At 46.5% G+C, this 17,140-nt stretch carries 16 protein-coding genes and 1 riboswitch; all 16 genes read right to left on the bottom strand.

The features are described 5' to 3' along the window. Positions 1-103: 103 nt before the first annotated feature. Positions 104-1,093: an ABC transporter substrate-binding protein gene (locus tag NQU17_04820; GenBank protein ID UUM12887.1), complete on the bottom strand. Its 990-nt coding sequence runs from the start codon at positions 1,091-1,093 to the stop codon at positions 104-106. Positions 1,094-1,095: 2 nt separating this feature from the next. Beyond that, on the bottom strand, positions 1,096-2,199 hold the full coding sequence (gene cobT, locus NQU17_04815; GenBank protein UUM12886.1) for a nicotinate-nucleotide--dimethylbenzimidazole phosphoribosyltransferase: 1,104 nt from the start codon (positions 2,197-2,199) through the stop codon (positions 1,096-1,098). 100 nt (positions 2,200-2,299) lie between these two features. Continuing rightward, a riboswitch (cobalamin riboswitch) is annotated at positions 2,300-2,491 on the bottom strand. A 191-nt stretch (positions 2,492-2,682) separates the two neighbouring features. Continuing rightward, positions 2,683-3,423 carry a hypothetical protein gene (locus NQU17_04810; protein UUM12885.1) on the bottom strand — a complete coding sequence of 247 codons (741 nt, stop codon included), beginning with the start codon at positions 3,421-3,423 and terminating at the stop codon, positions 2,683-2,685. Positions 3,424-3,846: 423 nt separating this feature from the next. Then, entirely contained in the window at positions 3,847-4,548 is a 702-nt protein-coding gene (locus tag NQU17_04805; protein UUM12884.1) for a hypothetical protein, read from the bottom strand. An 8-nt stretch (positions 4,549-4,556) separates the two neighbouring features. Further along, positions 4,557-5,783: a WG repeat-containing protein gene (locus NQU17_04800; GenBank protein ID UUM12883.1), complete on the bottom strand. Its 1,227-nt coding sequence runs from the start codon at positions 5,781-5,783 to the stop codon at positions 4,557-4,559. Positions 5,784-6,401: 618 nt separating this feature from the next. After that, entirely contained in the window at positions 6,402-7,835 is a 1,434-nt protein-coding gene (locus NQU17_04795) for an amidohydrolase (GenBank protein UUM12882.1), read from the bottom strand. A gap of 133 nt (positions 7,836-7,968) precedes the next feature. Then, positions 7,969-8,661 carry a hypothetical protein gene (locus NQU17_04790; GenBank protein UUM12881.1) on the bottom strand — a complete coding sequence of 231 codons (693 nt, stop codon included), beginning with the start codon at positions 8,659-8,661 and terminating at the stop codon, positions 7,969-7,971. 12 nt (positions 8,662-8,673) lie between these two features. After that, positions 8,674-9,390: a DUF5058 family protein gene (locus tag NQU17_04785; protein ID UUM12880.1), complete on the bottom strand. Its 717-nt coding sequence runs from the start codon at positions 9,388-9,390 to the stop codon at positions 8,674-8,676. A 415-nt stretch (positions 9,391-9,805) separates the two neighbouring features. After that, positions 9,806-11,020, bottom strand: coding sequence for a ribose-phosphate pyrophosphokinase (locus NQU17_04780; GenBank protein UUM12879.1), 1,215 nt, complete (start codon positions 11,018-11,020; stop codon positions 9,806-9,808). A 35-nt stretch (positions 11,021-11,055) separates the two neighbouring features. Then, positions 11,056-11,793 carry an adenosylcobinamide-GDP ribazoletransferase gene (locus tag NQU17_04775; GenBank protein UUM12878.1) on the bottom strand — a complete coding sequence of 246 codons (738 nt, stop codon included), beginning with the start codon at positions 11,791-11,793 and terminating at the stop codon, positions 11,056-11,058. Then, positions 11,793-12,353, bottom strand: a complete 561-nt coding sequence (cobU, locus tag NQU17_04770; GenBank protein ID UUM12877.1) for a bifunctional adenosylcobinamide kinase/adenosylcobinamide-phosphate guanylyltransferase — start codon at positions 12,351-12,353, stop codon at positions 11,793-11,795. The genes NQU17_04775 and cobU overlap by 1 nt, the downstream gene beginning before the upstream one ends. Positions 12,354-12,582: 229 nt before the next feature. Beyond that, the gene (locus NQU17_04765; protein ID UUM12876.1) at positions 12,583-13,209 is read right to left on the bottom strand and encodes a histidine phosphatase family protein; all 627 of its coding nucleotides are present in this window, start codon (positions 13,207-13,209) and stop codon (positions 12,583-12,585) included. Between the two features lie 88 nt (positions 13,210-13,297). Then, complete coding sequence (locus tag NQU17_04760; protein UUM12875.1) at positions 13,298-13,747, bottom strand: MarR family transcriptional regulator; 450 nt, start codon at positions 13,745-13,747, stop codon at positions 13,298-13,300. A gap of 105 nt (positions 13,748-13,852) precedes the next feature. Next, on the bottom strand, positions 13,853-15,268 hold the full coding sequence (locus NQU17_04755) for a UvrD-helicase domain-containing protein (GenBank protein UUM12874.1): 1,416 nt from the start codon (positions 15,266-15,268) through the stop codon (positions 13,853-13,855). Further along, positions 15,265-15,825 (bottom strand): hypothetical protein, encoded by a 561-nt coding sequence (locus tag NQU17_04750; GenBank protein UUM12873.1) that lies wholly within the window; start codon positions 15,823-15,825, stop codon positions 15,265-15,267. Before NQU17_04750 ends, NQU17_04755 begins: the two co-directional genes overlap by 4 nt. Before the next feature lie 73 nt (positions 15,826-15,898). Beyond that, a complete protein-coding gene (locus tag NQU17_04745) occupies positions 15,899-16,984 on the bottom strand; it encodes an ATP-binding protein (GenBank protein ID UUM12872.1) in 1,086 nt (361 codons plus the stop codon). Between the last annotated feature and the right edge of the window lie 156 nt (positions 16,985-17,140).

Below are 17,140 nucleotides of genomic sequence, written 5' to 3'. Positions count from 1 at the left end.
CCTTGCAGCCCTGGTTCTTCCAGGTTGATATGTCTAGTATCATGATACATCCATCGGCTGGTTCAGTCGATGAATGACACAGTTTTGATTTTCTTCGGGTTCTCTACTTGAACAGCTCCGGGTGCAGGATCCGGGCGATGGCTTCAACGCCTTGGGCCAGACGGGGTCCTTCGCGGTTCACCAGGTTGTCATCCACTTCCATGACGCGGTTTTCCTTGACAGCCGTCAGGTTCTTGTAGGGTTCAGTAGTCTTGAACTCCTCGGTGAGCTTGGCCATGGAGCCGATGACAATGTACTGGGGATCCTTCTCGGCCAGTTTCTCGGTGGTGAAGTTCCAGCCCTGTACGTCTTTGGCAATATTGTCGCCGCCGGCCAGAGTAATCAGTTCATGCAGGAAGGTGTCGCCGCCGGCGGTGTAGTCGCCGTTCTTGCCGAAGCCTGCCACGTAGTAGATGGAGACCGGAGCCGCATCCTTGACTTTAGCTGCCACAGCGGCGATGTCTGTCTGAATGGTTTCGGTCAGGGTCTTGGCCTGAGCGTTGGCGTTGAGCAGGCGGCCGATTTCTTCCATGTTCTTGTAGGATCCGTCAATGGTGTTGCCGGTGAGGATCTGTACGACTTTGGCGCCGCTTTTTTCGATCTGGTCGACGACTTCCTGTTCCATGAAGGAAACCAGGATCAGGTCGGGATTCAGCTCAACGATCTTTTCCACGGAGGGCTTGGTCATGGAACCGACGGATACAACATCCTTGGTTTGTGCCGGGTAGTCGCAGTAGTCGGTGCGTCCGACCAGCTGAGCGCCTTTGCCCAGAGCATAGACGACTTCGGTATAGGTGGGTGACAGGGATACGATCCGCTGGGGTTCTTTGTCAATGATGACGTCCTTGCCGTCAGCGGTCTTAAAGGTATAGGGATAAACCGTTTCTGCAGCAGCCTGAGCGGCTGTCGTGGACGGAGTGGTGGCTGGCTGGGTCACGGCCTGGGTGGAACCGGATGTGGTATTGGCTCCAGTGGCTGGTGACTGAGTCTGGCAGCCGGCGACGCTGAGCATAAGGAACGTAAACAGTGCGATGATTCTTGAGAATTTCTTCATGGTTATTTTTCCTCCCGGATATCTACATAATCCTGTTTGTTGACTGAAACATCATGAAAGGATGCCATGGTGCCGAGGGTGAACATCGAGCACTCCATGAGGTTCATGGCCAGGGGGCAGCCGGAGCCTTCGCCCAGGCGCATTTCCAGGTCGAGCATGGGGCGCAGGCCGAAGGCCTGCTCCACCGCCCGGGCACCGGACTCTTTCGTCTTATGGGACGAAAAGGCGTACTCCAGGATGCCGGAGTGGAAGCCGCGGGCCAGGGCCAGGGCAGCCATGGAGATGACTCCATCGAGTACGAAGGGAATCGAGTTGGCGGCGCAGGCCAGGTAGGTTCCGGCCATGGCGCAGATGTCCGCGCCGGCCAGCTTGGCCGCTGCGTCCAGGATGTCCCCATAGGGTCCGTTGATGGCCAGGGCATCGCGTACGACATTCACCTTATGTCGTACGCCGTCCCGGGTCAGGCCGGAGCCAAAGCCCGTGGTTTCCTCAGGGGGAACTCCGGTTAAAAGACTGATCACCGCCGAGGAGGTCGTGGTGTTGCCCACGCCCATTTCCCCTGCTCCGATCAGGTTGTAGCCGGAGTCGATCAGTTCCTGAGTTCTCCGGATGCCGGCCAGCACGTACTGGGCGGCATCATCCCGGCTCATGGCCGGACCAAGCCGCATGTTGTCCGTGGAGCGCCGCACCTTATAAGTAGTGTGGCCCTCAACATCTTCCAGTACGGCCAGATCCTCCAGGAACACCTCCACGTGATAGAACGCGGCGATGCGGCCCAAGCCGGAACGGCCGCTGAGGATATTCAGGCATACCTTGTAGGTTATGTCCTGCGGATTGGTCGAGACGCCTTCCTGACAGACCCCATTGTCCCCGGCATATACCACAACCGCTTTTTGAAACGGCTGAGGGTTGCCCCGGGTGATGGCCCAGATCCTCTCCCGGATCTCCTCCATCTTTCCCAATGAACCCAGCGGCTTGCACAGGGAGTCATTGTATTCTCGGGCTTGAGCCAGATAATCCGCTTCAATCGGAGCAATCCGGCTTACGACCGCAGCGATTTCTTGTTCGAAGGCGCTGCCGTTGGGTTGGAAATTAAAAGAATTCATCGTATCACATTCCTTGTCGAATCAAAGCAAAAAGAGCAGTCGGTCGCCCTACTGCTCATGAAGTTAATCATTTCAACCAATAGTATTTTCCACCCGAAAATGTTAAGGATCCACGGAAGGCAGGTCTCCTGGCTCGTGTCTTCAGGCCTTGCCTCAACCCTTCCCCACCGGACTTCCCGATGAGTGGTTTTCTTGAGGTTCGTAGACACATACAGTAGCGGGGGCTGCTGTGGTTTTTCACCACATTCCCTTTTCACCCAAATTCTTGGGCACCTTCGATGATGGTTATTCAGTTACATTCCCATATTAGACTCCCACCCGAGTTCTGTCAATGCAATTTTCCCGGTTTATGATAAAAATCAGGCAAGCAGAAAGCACATCAAAAAAAAGACAGCTATCCGCTCATCCTATTACCATTTCAAAAGGACTAAGAACGGAAGTTGGATCCCTAACCCATTCAGAGGAAACCAGGATCCGCGCTGACTATTGTTCAGACCTAAGTGCTTCTTGATAGATATTCACAAGGCCGTAGTAATTCAACAGTCTTGGGTACCGATTCGCTGGATGATAGTAATCGATCACCAACCTCTTTTTCCCGCCGATTTCTTCCGTAAAGCAAAACCAGTTCTTCTGTTGCTTAATCAGCTTCCCATCATAGACCTCATTCAGAGAAGCGAAGGTATAGCCGCAGACGATAATATCAGGATCAACTATTTCAAGCTGTCGTCTTATTTCCTGTTTATCAGCCTTAGCATAGGCCGATATTTCCGCATAGCTAGATTTTGACTTACCGCTGCTTTTTTTGAGATTAATCACCGCTATTTGATTCGTCCAGATGTTATTTGCCTCCTTGGAAACCAGAGCAGGATCATACACGGCGATGTGCTCTTTGGTCGTGTTGTGTATCCCATAGGTCCATTCCGCTACTGATGGCCATATCGTCCCCCATAAGGTGTTATGCTTAAGTTTCCACTTCAAATCCCAGTCGAATGTTTCCCTATAAGCTTCTTTCAGGATAAAAGCGACTCGCTTGGGGGCTTTCTCCCATTCTTCTGGGTTTACAACACCGTCAGCGATGAATACTTTCTGATGATTAATTTCCAAATCGATGGCTTGCTTTTTGTCGATGTAGGATGTCCGATGAATGGGCTTACTCTTCCATAAAATAAATAACTCATCTTCCGTTTTGCATTCTGCCAACTGTTGTAAATAGTTTTTCTCCATTATCTGCACTCCTCTTTAATACATGGTTTTATTCATTCTAAGAAACATTCCACTGTCAATCGCCATCCATTGGCGCAATCCGCCCTAAACCATTCTGATAGCTTTTATCTTTATTAATACTAAAATCGAACAAAGACAATTTCGTGCCTTAACTGACGCACATCCTAGACATATCAGGCTTTTCTTGATTAATAACTATTTCTTACTAATTCTAGCATGATTAGGTGACACAATTGACTGGGAACAAAGCACAGAACCATTAGCTCAGCGTTTTCCATTGACGAGCCAATAGTCTTTTATTATTAAAAATATATCTTACTTGATGGGCTCCATTCTCATAAGATTATTAATAACGATGAACTAGTTATTATGAGGTAGGAATCACTATCCAACTATCTTTCGAAAATCTGATTTGAACGAGAATCAGCGCTTTCTTAATTCTCTGTCAATGAGCTCCACTAATTGGCTGGAGTTGTCTTTATATTTTATAAAGCCTTTCAGTTCGTTGTTCATAGCCTGGTTAGCTAATTCTGATCGAATCCTCTGCTCCATTGAACCAGGTTCTTGCATTAAGTAATGCCACCCACCGGTTTCTGGGTCGTAATCAATAACTTCCGAAGCGGATTGAAGCAGTAATATGTACCAGTGGATGAGATTTTCCGGTAAAGAAAATTCTTCTGAAAGTCTTTCGGTCGTTACTCCAGGTCGATTTCTAATTTCTCTTGCCAGCTGAAAAGCGCGAATAAGTCCTTGACGAAAGTTTTCATTATTTCGGGTTTTGGAATAGGCCGCCTGGAGGATATTTCTGAGGTCAGGCACTATTGTTCTCAGGTCCTGAGCGTAAATAACTTGGCCTGTTACGTTCCACTTTGACTTCATTTCCCCGAAAAAAATAAGCGTCTCGGAAAACCAGATCATTTCATCGTAATATCCCTGGATGAAATCAAGTTCTTCCGACGTAGCCCCATCCAAATTCAAGATCAGAGCAAACACCCTATGTTTCATCACTGAATCCATAGGGCTGTTTTCCTGAAAGATTTCGATCGATTCATCCCAAAGAGCTTCACTTACAAATTGAAATTCCGTTTCAGTCAGACCGCAAGTTACTATCTTATCTTTATCCATTATTCTCCTCAATCTTTAGGGGGTTGATTTTCCCAATCAGGCTGCATTTTTACTTCGGTCTTTACATCACTACCAGCAATTTTACGCATCTTTGTTACTATCCCATTTTGTAAGTGAATTATATATCCTTTAAACTCGATGAATCGTTTGTTTTTCTCTGGCAAGAAGACATTAAAATCAATGTCCATTAGACCCCACTGATGATTAACCTTAACAACAAAATATACATCACTCCTGGGTTCTTTTCCCTGACTTGGTAAATGCAGCCAATTGGCTTTGGAAATAGAGCCCGTTTCGCATAAACGGCCATAATAGTAACAAAAATCATCAAATTTGTTATATATTACATAATCACCCGAAGTATTGATCAAGCTCCACTTGTCGTTCAGCTTTACTGCCGAAAAACCTATATTACTATATTCAAATGCTTTATCAAAGATACATTCTGTAATACGATTCCCCTCTTCATCTATGAATCCAAATTTTCCATCTTTCTTGACTAGAGCGATATAACAACTTTTCGCCTGCTCCATTTCTACGCACCGGAAAGGATACACTTTCTCGTACTCCGGGCTAATTGCAAGTTCTCCTTTCTTGTTGATATATCCATATTTATCTCCGATTTTTACTTCCGCCCGATCTTCCTCAAACGTTTCAGCGTGGTCAAATTCCAGTGGGATTACTACCTCACCTTTTTGATTGATATACCCCCATTTATCACCATTTCGAACAGCCCAAGGATCACATTCCTCTACCCATTCTACACCAATGTATTCCCATTTATTGTGTCCTATTTTCACTTCGTCCCAGATTATGCTGATAACCTCAGTGCCTTCAGGATCAATAAATCCTATTTTCTCCGCTTTAATAACCCGAGCTAATTCTCCATAAAAACATCCCGCATAATCATATTGAGGTGCTATTACAATATTCCCTGTATCATAATCAAAATAACCCCACTTTCTAGGATGCGAGTAGACTTCCGCTTCATCTTCCAAGATTCCCATGAAAAATTGCACCATACCATAATCAATATGTTCGCAAATCAAATTTTTCGGCGGTACTAAACTCCCGTTATCTTGAACAGCAAAGATTTTATTCGAACAGACGACTCCTTCTTGATATCTGTCAAACTCACAATCATAAATTGTACATCCACAATGATCACCGGATAGTTCTTGATTTGAGGATTCGATTTTCTTTTGATCGATTTCTGAGGTTGATTTTCTTTTCATCTTTATTCATCTCCTTATTTTGTTGATATGTTTATTATTCCCCCAAAGGATGAGAAATACTCGCTTGGCTTAGAACAAGTTAATTTATCATGAGATTAATGGATGGATTAAAAATAATAATCAAATAAACTTATAAAGCTCAATAAAATCAGTATTTGTAATTATATTTGCCTAATTATACCAGCACATCGATAAGAGGTAAAGTTAAATTTAATCTTAAATATAACTAGCAAGCTCAGATACACTTATTCTTTCGTTCATATGCTGAAGAAACTTCCTGGAATTCATCAAGGAACCAATGGTCTCTCGAAAAATAAAAAAAGCGCTCGAACATGGACTCAAAAGATCAATCGCTTAAGTCCCGGAGGATCTATTCGGTTTCCGTTTCTGCTGATCATGACTCGTTTGGAAATGGAAAAAGTTGCTTAAAGCCCATTCGAACACCCTGAAAGGATGAATGAATGGGCTTTAAACAACTTTGATTGACCTGAGGAATTTCACTTCTTCACTTCAGAAACTAAAGGTGGATACCATCTGCCTTGGGTATTTCCTTTTTCAAATGATCTGATCTACTATTTGACCGATTGATTGTCAAGGGATCATCTCATCGAATGGTCGCTAGCGGGGTTGAACCTCATCCGGTATATAGCACTTGTAGCGCTGGTCGCCCAGGCGGTCGTCAAACTCTGCTTTGGCTTCGAGGAGAGCCTGGGGATCGTTCAGAAGATCCAGTGCGGTCATGGCCATGGCTTTAGCGGCGTAGAGCATGCCTTTATGGACCATGGTGGACTTGCCGCAGGCAACCCACTGCCAGGAATGGGGTGCGGTTCCCAGCGGATAACAGGCAGAGGTAAGCTGCACCGTGGGGGCGTTGAAGCTGGCATCTCCGACATCGGTGGAGCCTGGAATCGCCTCATCGGTCACTTTGTAGGGTGCCAGCTTTCGGGCTATGGGGCTGGCCATGATTTGTTCGAGTTCGGCTTTGTCGGAGTTGAAGTAGATGTTGCGGACAGAGCCTTTGGCATTGTTTTGGGAGGCTTCGTCCAGGCTGTTCCAGTAGGCTTTGGCGTAATCCAGCTCTTCCTGAGTATAGTCGATTTCTCCCAGTGCTTCCATGTTGGCATACATAACCCGGCCCAGGCGGTCATTGACGATGTATTCGGAGCAGGCGCTGTCCCAGACGATTTCAAGCTGGGTTTCGGTCATCAGGGCTGCGCCCTGAGCAATCTTGACTACCCGATCATAGATTTCTTTGACTTCCAGGGATCTGGGTGCCCGGATGAAGTAGAGCAGGCTGGCGGTTGGCTGGACCACATTGGGAGCTGGTCCGCCGGCATCGACGTAGGCATAGTGGACTCGGGCGGTGGGGAGGATGTGTTCTCTAAGGTAGTTGACTCCGATGTTCATCAGCTCGGCGGCATCCAGGGCACTGCGTCCTTGATGGGGGGCTGCTGCGGCATGAGCGCTGGTTCCCTTGAAGTTGAAGTATACCTGGAAATTGGCCAAGCTGCTGGTTCCCCAGATCCGGTTCTCGGTCATGGGGTGCCAGGTAATGATGGCATCGAGGCCGTCGAAGACGCCGGCCCGGGCCATGAAGGCCTTTCCGGATCCGCCTTCTTCGGCTGGGCAGCCGAAGAAGCGGATGGTCGCCTTTGCTTCATCCCCTGCCAGAGCTTCCTTGACGGCCAGGGCGGCGGCCAAAGCACCCGTACCGAGCACATGATGACCGCAGCCATGGCCGCTTTCTCCCGGGATCTGGGGCTGCTTCTGGACGAGGTCTGCGACCTGGCTGAGATTCGGCAATGCATCGTATTCACCCAGGAAGCCGATCACCGGCTTGCCGGTGCCCCAGGTGGCGATAAACGCGTCAGGCATCCCGGCGATCTCCCGCTGGATCTCAAATCCAGCCTCCGATAACGCATCAATCAGTGCCTGCGCCGAGATGGGCAGATGGAACCGGTTTTCCGGGTTGTCCCAGATCAGATCGCTGAGCTGGGTGAACCGGTCTAAATTGTTATCTAAGTACTGTACTGCAGTTTCTTTCATTGTCATGGCTGCCTCCTAGGGATGATTGCATGAGATGGGATCTCTTTGATTTATTGAGCTTTCTGACCTTCTGACCTTCTGACGTTTGGCCATTTGAACTTATGACCTTTTGACCTTTTGACGTTTGACCTTTGTTATATCAGGCCTGAGCTTTCCTCCTGTAGTTGAACCAGGCCAAGCCGACGGACAGGAGCATGACGCCGATGAGGACGTAGCTCTGTACTTTGCCGAACTGAGCCGGCCCGATGACCAGGTAGGCAAGGAGTGCCAGCGCCAGAGGGAAGAGAGAAAGCTTGGGCTTGCGCACAAGATTTGGGATGGCAATGGCTCCCAGGATGGCTGGGGTGATGTTGTCAAAGCCGGGCTTGAGCACCGGGGCCTGGAGGATGGGGAGTATGAAGCTGCCCAGGACGAACATGCCCAGAAACAGAATGACGGTGTTTACAACAGAGGAGACGCCTACAGCCAGGAGTGCGATGGCCTCCCCTTCCCGGCTGCCTTGTTCGACTTCGGCGATCTTCATGCCGGAGATGGCGCAGGGCAGTTTCATGTTGAGAATGTTGCCGGTGATGCTGCCTAAGTAGATGCCGCCGGCTCCCAGGACGGGATAGTAGGAAATATTCTCCACAACGGCCATGGGCAGGAACATGGCAATGAGGCTGGAGCTGGCAAACAGGATCTCGGAGACTTTGATGTCCAGTTTGAAGTAGATCTGAATTCCCAGGGGAACGGCAATCATGAAGGCCAGGGCGATGATGCTGGTGATCCGGCCTAGCCGGTTGATGGAACGATCATAATCCATGGATGACTGATTGAAGTCTTTCGATGTCATGAGTAACCTCCTTTAGGCCAGATTGCTGAACAGGATCGCTGCTCCCATGCCTACTATGAGGGCAATGGGCAGGGAGAAATCCTTGATCAGGCTGATTTTTGTTGTTTTGCTGAGCTGTTCAGCTGCCAGGACCGCCAGTCCGGAGACAAGGAAGGTCACCATGGCAGTCGGCTTGGCGGTGTTGGCAATGTAGGGAATGGACAGTACGGCCAGCATGCCGGCAAAGAGTGCCGCTGAAAAAATCGGCATGAAATTGCTTTGCCTGGATTTGGCTTTCTTGGTCATGGCATCGAGCTTGCCCATAAAGAAGATATTGAAGACAATGCCCCAGATGATCCCAAGGGTCATGACCCATAGGACGATTCCAAAGATGGTCGGAGTCAGGCCTGGATCGGAAATGTCTTTCAGTCCCATATTGACGACCGCTACATTGGCAGCCATGCTTTCATAGACTGCAGAGCCAACCACTGACAGTCTCAGCCAGGGGAAGTACTTGCCCAAGGGTATGGCCAGGGCAAACATCATGACCAGGATCGGGAGTGAAGGAACGATGGAAAAAATAGCGCTGTTGGTAATGACTTTTTTCACGACGGGTTTCTCGATTCCCAGTTCATCGGCTCGCTTAAGCGCTTTCCGGATAAACAGCAGGGATTGCAGCACGACCACAAGGATGGTGAGCGCAACCAGGACAAACATGATGTTTGAATTGGCCAGTTCTAAATACTTCATCTTTTGTTGCTCCTCTTTTGATTGAATAACGGATGCGCCTGGGCATCCCCAAAAGTACCTATATAATCATAACGGAAAAGCAAAAGAAAGAAAATCAGTTTTTTGTATTATTTTCACCAAATAGCACGAATATTTCTCATTATAGTTATCAACCTCATAACGAAACGATTGTTCCATTGCAAATCAAATCGATTTCATGGATAAGCATTTCTTTCACTATTGCCCCTATTTCAATCATCAGCTTAAAGAACAAGCCCGCCGGGGATCGTCCTTAATTCGGACGTTCCCCGGCGGGCTCACTGTTGCATGACGTTACAGTCACGCGGTTTACTTTGCTATGTTTGATTGGTTTGAATGGGTATGAATGGTTATCTGGCTTTTGGCTGGCTGCCAGGCCGCAGCCGGAGAATGGTGTCTACTTGGCTTTGTTGGCCAGAGCTTCTACGTTTTCTTTCAGGGCTTCATCTCTCAGGCGGGCATCGGGATCAAAGCCGTTTTCGAGGAGGAAGGACCGGATGCCGGAGGTCGCGTCAAGCAGCTTGGATACGCTCTTTTCCTGAGCCAGGGTGTCAATGAACATGGCCATGTAGGTGGAGAGGTCTGCCTGGGAGAACCATTCAGCAGCTTTGATTTCTTCCGGTACGAAGTTGAGGTTGGTGGAGAAGACTTTATCGATGATGCCCTGTTCGTATTTTTCATCGAACTTGCCGCGGCCTTCGGTAAAGAAGGCGAAGGTGGAGGCAACGAAGATTTTCTTCGCTCCGCGGACGCGCAGTTCAGCGGCTACGTCGAAGACGGATCCGCCGGAGGCGATCATGTCATCCACAATCAGGACGTTCATGCCCTTGATGTCGCGGCCGATGTACTCGTGCTGTACAATGGGGTTCTTGCCGTTGACAATGCGGGAATGATCGCGCCGCTTGTAGAAGAGACCGATATCGAGTCCCAGTACGTTGGCGTAGTAGATGGCACGGTCCATGGCACCGGTGTCGGGTGAGATGACCACGAGTTTTTCCTTGGGGTCAAACAGCCAGTTTTCGGTGGTAAGGAAGTGCTTTAAGATATCCAGGGTCGGATAGATGTTGAGGAAGGATACCAGGGGGATCGCGTTCTGGATCGTGGGATCATGTGCGTCGAAGGTGACGATTTCGTCAACTCCCAGCTTTTCCAGATCCTGAAGCGCCATGGCGCAGTCCAGGGATTCTCTGGCTTTTTTCTTGTGCTGGCGTGAAGCGTACAGCAGCGGCATAACAACAGTTACTTTGTTGGCCCGGCCGTTCATGGCGGACAGCACGCGCTTGATGTCCTGCAGGTGCTCATCGGGTCCCATGTTAACTTCTTTGCCGTACATCTTGTAGGTTACGCCATAATTTGAGACGTCTGCCAATATGTAGATGTTCTTTCCGCGAACGGTCTGCGACAGGCGGATCTTCCCTTCTCCATTCTGAAAACGGGTCTGTTCCACGGGAATCAGGTAGCTTGTGACTTCCTCTCCATTACGGTCGAAGTTTTCTCCTCTGGCCCTGCGGCTTTCAACGATGGTCTTGTCCACCAGCTTTGCAATATCGGTGCAGCTGTTGAGTGCGATGATCCCGAGATCTGAGTTGGGATTTCTAAATTGATCAGACATTCATTTACTCCTTTGCGTTTTACTCCTCATCTATTCTAAATCGAAACGATGAAAATTCCAACAATGATTTCGGCCAATTCTGCAATAAACCCAAGGTTATCTCCGACCAGGCCGTTTATTTTCTGCCGGCAGATTCCATTGAACAGCAAGGTAACCAGAATAACGGTCAGGATTCCGAGTCCGGCGCGAACCGGGAGGTGGAAGGCAAACCCGATGGCCAGGGGCACCAGGACGTTGGTCAGGAGTGCCAGCGGCATAATGTTGGCAATCAGGAGATTGGCGGAGGAGTTTTCCTTGGCTCGTATCCCCACATAGGCTAACAGGACCAGGGCAAACTTTCCGGTGGCGGCCAGCAGCGGCAGGAAATAGATCTGATTGGCATCAATCAGCTGATACAGAATGTAGCTCTTCATGGCGAGGTTCAGGAAGATCCCGGCGGTACCGTAGGATCCCATGGTGGGATCCTTCATGATTTCCAGGATGCGTTCCCGGCTCCGGCCGGAGAAGAGTCCGTCCAGGGTGTCGGCAAAGCCATCCAAATGAAAGGCTCCGGTCAGGATCAGATAGAGCGTCAGGGTGAGCAGTGCATTGAGCAGCGATGGAACCCGGAGGTAGCGCAGTCCCTGGGACCAGGCCAGGGGGATCAGGGCGACAAAGGCAGCGTGCAGGGATGACAGGCACATGGCCTGTCGGACATTCGTTGGGGAGTAATCCAGATTCCGTTTCACCGGAATGCGGGTAAAATACTGGGTTAACAGCAGGATCCAGTGCATTACTCCACCCTGCCCTTCAGTGCCAGCGGCAGTCCCGACACCATGAAGCAGACGGTGTCGGCTTCTCTGGCGATGTACTGATTGACAAAACCGGCAAAGTCCACGAAGATCCGGCCGAGCTTATACTCTGAGATTAGCCCCATGCCAACTTCATTGCTGACGAGGATCAGGGACTTGTTGTACTGTCGGGCAGCAGTCAGGAGTTTTTCAAACTCCGCCTGCACCCCGGCGTACAGCTGATCCACTTCCCCCGGGGTCAACTCCTCCGGGTTGTTGGATCCGTAGAACAGGAGGTTGGAGATCATGTTCGTGACGCAGTCCAGCAGGACATACGAGTGCGGGGTCTGGCTCAGCACCGCATCCAGGTCCCGGTAGCCCTCATGGGTCGTCCAGAGCGCGTTTCGGGACTCCATGTGATGTTTGATCCGTTCTTCCATCTCAGCGTCCGTACGGACGGCAGTGGCGATATAGAGCACCTCGTCGGATCCGGTCAATAATTTTTCAGCATAGGATGATTTCCCGGAGCGTGCTCCTCCGGTGATCAGGATAATTTGTGACATGTCAGCTCCTATCATGTAGTGGCAAGAAACCACTTATTCTAAAAAGGTATAATTTCAGTTCTTGCAGCATCTGTCAAAACAAGTCATACCGCGCAGGCAGAATCCGTCAGGGACAAATAAAAGTTGTTCCCTGTCTATCAATAAATATAACATGGATAAAATGGGAAGCGGCAGAAGAATTGAAAACAATTCTTCTGCCGCCCAACAATCTGTCGAAATTTCATCGCCCTTAGGAGCCAAATACTTTCATCAGCTCGATCGGATTATAGATGGCATCCATGACCAGTCGGTCTGTGATGTACCGTGCCCGGATCATGGCGCAGTTGTTGAAGTAGACGCTGTGGAACACATCCAGATTATCCATGTTGATGTAGGAATATATGCTGCGCATCACGCCGCCATGGGTTACGATCATGATCTTCTTCTGGGTGTCTTTTTCTTTGGCAATGAGTTCTTCAATGAAGTGCTTCACCCGGTTGTACATCTCCAGGTGGCTCTCCCCACGATTCGGTTTATAGTTATTGAAATCAGCGTTCCACTCATCAAACGCCTGAGGGTACTTGGCTGAGATGTCCTGGAAGGTCAGGCACTCAAAATCTCCCATGTTCTGCTCGTTGATGCGGCCGTCGATTTTGGCCGAAGCAGGATGAAACCCCATGAGTTCCAATGTTTCGTGGGTTCGGGTACGCTCTGAGATAAAGATCTCATCTGGCTGATAGTTCAATTTATTGATGAAAATCCCGGCGGCTTTGGCCTGTTCCCTGCCTTTTTCGGTGATGGGCGAGTCCGTAAACCCATAATAGAAATTCTTCGAGTTGGCGACGGTCTGGCCATGCCGGATAATAAACAGTTCCATAAAAATAACCTCCTGCGCTGTACCAATATTATATCAGCTGCAGGAGGTCCATATTTAAGCACTTTGTTAATTCAGGACAAGCAATTCGTTAATCTTCCGCGTGGTAATGCACCCGGAAGAACTCCGAGATCTTAATCAGGGTACCGGTCAATATACGAGCTTCCTCTTCATTCAGCTCACTCAGAATCTGGGAAATCATCTCTTCATGATAGGCCTCATGAAGATCATAAGCTTCCTTCCCCTTTTCCGTCAGGTGAACCCGAACCACCCGGCGGTCTTCTTCGCCTCGGTTTCGTTCCACATACCCCTTGGATAACAGCCGGTTGATGGAAGTCGTCAGCGTACCCACCGTGATGTTCAGCTTATCCGCCACATCGGTCATCTTCATGGACTCTCCAACCCCAATGGCATCGATGGTATGCATCTCACTCACGGTCAGATCCAGATCAGACTGTTCCCGAATCACCCGCTCTTCGATCCTCAGGATCTTATTAAACACATTCACGAATAAATGGTTAAGTACTTTCCGCTCTTCCATCAGTGCATTCTCCGTCCTTTGCTATGATACGTAATATCATAACATAAGAATAGTTATTTCAGTAATTAACATAATTTTAGTGTTAGCATATCCGGAGTGTTACAATCAAAATGAAATTGTGTCAGACTCTGTGACCAAATATATCTTTTTCGTAGCTCTTGTCATAGCCACATAATAATCTGTTGCACTTAATTGCTCATATTTTTTTTGAGATTCACTTAAATCAATAACAACACACTCAAACTCCAAACCCTTTGCCAAGACAGTTCTAGATGAAATTAACTTAAATTCCGTATACGCTTTCTGTAACCCAGGCACCGTCCGAATTTTCTGTGCTGAGTCGTAAATTTGCATATTATTTGTTTGAGCATATTTTAATGCCCGAAGCATTTCTCCAAATAATTCTTTCCGATAAATTTTAAATGCTGATGTTAGTTTAAACCAATTAAGTACATCTATCACTGATTGTATTGAGGGTTCTTCACACACTTTGGTAATCAGTTCACCAAACGTTATATGCTTTGTTATTCTATTAAAATTAGTGTCTCCACTTAAGAGATGTTTTCTGTAAGTTTCCAACTCGTTTACGTGGAAAGCGCATTTTTTAAGAAAATCAAATATAGTACAACTTACTTCAAATCTATTTCCCGAATCAAGTAAATTTGCTGTTGAAAACAATTCTTTCATTTCTTGAGATTCGTCATACTGAAACAGTCCGCCAGTTAGTTTGCATATTGTTTGCTGTTGTTTAGGCCATTTCGTAATATATAGAACTGAGTTATATTCTTTTAATTCCTTTCGTAAATAGGACAAAGTCCTATTAATGGGATGTATTCGAGATACGCTTTTACCATATGATTGAGTAGAAATCTTAACTTTGTCACCTTGCAAGGTCGGACTTAATGATTCACGCAGTCTAACCAAATACTGACCTAATTCAGGATTGCACTTTTCCCACCGCCAAGGATAGGTTTCAGGTTCGATAATATTAAACTCCATACTTTGCCATGATACAAGCGGTCCGACCCAATCAAATATAGCTTGAAGCGGATCACCAAGGACATATACCGGAAGGAAGTTATTCAGCCGTAACAAAATTGCATGCTGTTCCTGGATACAGTCTTGGTACTCATCTACAATCACTGAATGATATGAAGCCTTGAGGACACGTTGGATCCAACTATGATTTAAAATATTACATACACCCTTATATTGGAATGAGTAAAAATTGGGATCTGTAATATCGACAGTTGTGATGTCTGCATTCACAGGATATGCCGAGCATAGTTTCATGCAATAACTCGCTATAGTATAAATCGTGTACTTATCTTTTGATATACCACGTTTGAATAAGCGTTTTTTCAAAGCATGTATGCCCGCGTTTGTATGCGTTAACAACAATTGTTTTCCTGGAGATGCTTCTACCAAATCCACAATCATTTCTGTTTTGCCATGACCTGCCGGAGCAATGATCGCTGCATTATGCTTTGATAGTATTTGATTTAGATCCCTTTCATTCATTGGGCACTTACCCAATCTTGGATCCCTTCAATAATTTGGACTAATCGAGAATCCTTGCTAACATCATTGTAATGACTGAAAATTATATCACCGACTTGCTCTCCCAACCCAATTCTTTTAAACCATTCAGATTTTTTATGCTTGGCAACTTTACCCAATGTTTTCCTTTCTTCATGGCTAATGTGCTCTGTAATAACTACTGATTCAGCATCACCATCAAAAAATATAGATATTGGTGCTAAGCAATCCTTCAACTTACTCTTTACGTGGTCAAAACTCTTCGTATCAATAACTAGTTCAATTAATTCGTTAATGCATGAAATGCTGACATCAGAGAAAATTTGTTCCTCAATAGCATTTCCTGCCTCCCATTCAAATATCGGGATCCTGTTACCTTTAGCTTTAGAATACTGTTCTTTATTATCTGCGCAGTCGGAATCCTTCAAAATACATACATCATAACCACATTTTTTTAGGAGGTTTGCAAGATTAAAAAATTTGTCACCACCGCCTCCATAGGCTGCAGTTGCTCCATGATATGAAAACCGTGTTCCCATTGACAATGCATATTGCTTGTCAATAGCCCGAATAAAGCCTACCTCTGTTTTCCCTTCACATACAATTAACCGTTTACAAAAAGGCGGAAGGGTCAGTCCGAATTAAACTGCTTATAGAGTCATTTGTACCAGAGTCTTCGGTTTTTAATGAATGTAATTTAACTTCACCATTATGTGATTCAATGACCATCAATTCTCCAACATTGCATTCAGTTACAACGTTTTGAGAATGAGTTGTCATAATGATTTGACCATTACTTTGATGAACTTTTCTAAACTCATTAATTAATCCACAAATTCTATAAGGTTCAAGCCCTGTTTCTATTTCGTCAATGAGCAGCATTGAATTCCCATCGTACAAATTAATGTTCATGCCCATGGATAAAAGTCTTCGACTTCCCAATCCCCTTAATACAAAGGGAACTTCACCGTCAAATACACCTGCCATTGTAGAAGAACTACCATTTTGCATTAATATCTTGTTAGAGACATCTCCCGAAAAGGAAACCCCATACTGTTTTCCTATAGAAATCAATGTTTCAGATGTAGAGTCCAATTCTTTTAGATTAGCTTTGCTAATGGCTTCCCGCATTGCTTTTGTATACGCACTATGAAGAGTATCTTTGGAATCAGTATATTTTTTTAAAATGGAATTCCTTCCCCAAACAAAATCTTTCTCATAGTCATAGCCAACAATTCCACAACTTAAAGTCTGCCGCTCTTTGGGTGATATATATTTGGGTTCTAATCTGTTTGAAATCACCTCCCACTTTGGTTCCAACGAAGCGTCAATGGTTAATCTAATTGTTATAACAAAGGTTTTATCATCAACAGGCTCATCATTATCCTCGCCTTTATATACTGCTTCAGCATCCCGAAGATACAACCCAAATTTATCATCTGAAAGAAGGTTGTCAGGAATTTCTGCTATCGAAGCCTCTATTACAATAGGTTCGCTCGTGTTTGATTTATAAAAATCTGTATCAGTAGCAGTTAAATTCCATGTTGGCCACATAGCCCATTCAATTGCTTTTAAAACCGTTGATTTGCAACTATCTCCGGAACCAATGATACAAATAAGTCGCTGATCTAGGGGAAACCATAACTTCCCACTATTGATACCACGGAAATGAGAGATGCTTAATGATGTAATCCGCATTAAATAAAACCTCCACGCTATTTTCACTGCTTATTAGTAATGAAATCCATTATTGACTTCCCCATCATTTGCAGTTTATGTTTCAACTCCTCAAAGGACTTCATTACTTGGCTCAAGATTCTTTTTCTACAGAATCAAGACGAAATCTTCATCACG

This window comes from Clostridiaceae bacterium HFYG-1003, assembly GCA_024579835.1.
GTDB lineage: Bacteria > Bacillota > Clostridia > Clostridiales > Clostridiaceae > JG1575.
This window is presented reverse-complemented; position numbering and strand designations above follow the sequence as displayed.

Bases quoted from the DNA above. Each gene is read 5' to 3' on its own strand.
- NQU17_04820 (UUM12887.1), bottom strand. From the start codon at position 1,093: ATGAAGAAATTCTCAAGAATCATCGCACTGTTTACGTTCCTTATGCTC.
- cobT (UUM12886.1), bottom strand. From the start codon at position 2,199: ATGAATTCTTTTAATTTCCAACCCAACGGCAGCGCCTTCGAACAAGAA.
- NQU17_04810 (UUM12885.1), bottom strand. From the start codon at position 3,423: ATGGAGAAAAACTATTTACAACAGTTGGCAGAATGCAAAACGGAAGAT.
- NQU17_04805 (UUM12884.1), bottom strand. From the start codon at position 4,548: ATGGATAAAGATAAGATAGTAACTTGCGGTCTGACTGAAACGGAATTT.
- NQU17_04800 (UUM12883.1), bottom strand. From the start codon at position 5,783: ATGAAAAGAAAATCAACCTCAGAAATCGATCAAAAGAAAATCGAATCC.
- NQU17_04795 (UUM12882.1), bottom strand. From the start codon at position 7,835: ATGACAATGAAAGAAACTGCAGTACAGTACTTAGATAACAATTTAGAC.
- NQU17_04790 (UUM12881.1), bottom strand. From the start codon at position 8,661: ATGACATCGAAAGACTTCAATCAGTCATCCATGGATTATGATCGTTCC.
- NQU17_04785 (UUM12880.1), bottom strand. From the start codon at position 9,390: ATGAAGTATTTAGAACTGGCCAATTCAAACATCATGTTTGTCCTGGTT.
- NQU17_04780 (UUM12879.1), bottom strand. From the start codon at position 11,020: ATGTCTGATCAATTTAGAAATCCCAACTCAGATCTCGGGATCATCGCA.
- NQU17_04775 (UUM12878.1), bottom strand. From the start codon at position 11,793: ATGCACTGGATCCTGCTGTTAACCCAGTATTTTACCCGCATTCCGGTG.
- cobU (UUM12877.1), bottom strand. From the start codon at position 12,353: ATGTCACAAATTATCCTGATCACCGGAGGAGCACGCTCCGGGAAATCA.
- NQU17_04765 (UUM12876.1), bottom strand. From the start codon at position 13,209: ATGGAACTGTTTATTATCCGGCATGGCCAGACCGTCGCCAACTCGAAG.
- NQU17_04760 (UUM12875.1), bottom strand. From the start codon at position 13,747: ATGGAAGAGCGGAAAGTACTTAACCATTTATTCGTGAATGTGTTTAAT.
- NQU17_04755 (UUM12874.1), bottom strand. From the start codon at position 15,268: ATGAATGAAAGGGATCTAAATCAAATACTATCAAAGCATAATGCAGCG.
- NQU17_04750 (UUM12873.1), bottom strand. From the start codon at position 15,825: ATGGGAACACGGTTTTCATATCATGGAGCAACTGCAGCCTATGGAGGC.
- NQU17_04745 (UUM12872.1), bottom strand. From the start codon at position 16,984: ATGCGGATTACATCATTAAGCATCTCTCATTTCCGTGGTATCAATAGT.